Source organism: Streptomyces sp. NPDC031274 (genome assembly GCF_055570235.1).
Window position 1 is genome coordinate 1 of record NZ_JBVIHP010000394.1, and the last position, 1,132, is coordinate 1,132.

Below are 1,132 nucleotides of genomic sequence, written 5' to 3' on the forward strand. Positions count from 1 at the left end.
CGGTTCATGGCTGAGGGTGATGGCGCCAGGGACGGTGATGGGCGGCACCGGCTTGTTCCGGGGGTAGTCGTAGTACTGCCGGAAGGACGAGCCGATGCTGCCGGTGGCCCAGTACAGGGTCGCGACCGTGAGCAGGGTGTCCTTGTCCCAGCGGGCCTCCAGATCGCCGCCGCAGTCGCTCCAGTCGCGGTACTTGTCGGCGATCCAGGCGACGAGCCCGGCCGGGGAGTCCATCAGGGCCGCGGCGATCGTGTCGGGACGGGTGCACATGATCTCGCTGTAGCCCTGGTCGCCCACGTCGAAGGCGGCCAGCGCGTCGAGGTACGACTGCTCTTCGGCAGTCGGCGGCTCCGCGTCGAACTCTTCCGTGATCACCGCGGAGGTGAGGTGCACCCCGGCCACGTCCCGCGGATAGAGGGCGCCGAGCCACTGCGTCACACCGCCCCCGATGTCGCCGCCGAAGGCCCCGAAGCGCTCGTAGCCCAGAGTCTGGGTCATCAGCTCGTGCCAGATCTCGGCGACGCCCCTGCGGGTGAAGGGCTCACGCGGCAGCTCCGAGTGGACGAAGCCGGGCAGCGAGGGGATCACCACGTCGAAGGCGTCGGCCGGGTCACCGCCGTGCGCGGCCGGGTCGGCCAGGCGCCCGGCGACCCGCAGCATCTCCACGAAGCTGCTCGGCCAGCCGTGACTCAGGACCAGCGGCAGCGGCGCCGGGGCACCTTCGGGGCGCCGGCCCCGCAGATGGACGAAGTGCACGCGCCGCCCGGCGACTTCGGCGACGTACTGGGGAAAGGCGTTGAGCGCGGCCTCGGCGGCGCGCCAGTCGAATCCGTCGGCCCAGTAGGCGACGAGTTCGCGCAGATAGCCGGGGTCGACGCCCGCCGCCCAGTAGGTGGAGTCGGACGGCCGGGTGAAGAGGGTGCGCCTCAGGCGCGTACGCAGGTCGTTCAGGACGTCGTCGGAGACGGAGGTCCGGAAAGGAGCGGGTTCGGCTGTCATGGTTCCTTCGGTGCAGGAGGCAGAGGCCGCCACCACTCCGGATCGGCAGCGACGCGGCGGGCAGGCCCATGATGCGCGACGCGCAAGAATCTGCCCATGGATTTTGATCAGACGGATGCCTACCTGCGCCGCA

General features: G+C 70.6%; 1 protein-coding gene. It reads right to left on the bottom strand.

Going from position 1 to position 1,132, the window contains the following annotated elements:
• Window positions 1–999, bottom strand: a 999-nt coding sequence (locus ACZ5CR_RS46640) for an epoxide hydrolase family protein (protein WP_468870127.1), incomplete at its 3' end; no start/stop codon positions are given.
• Window positions 1,000–1,132 lie beyond the last annotated feature (133 nt).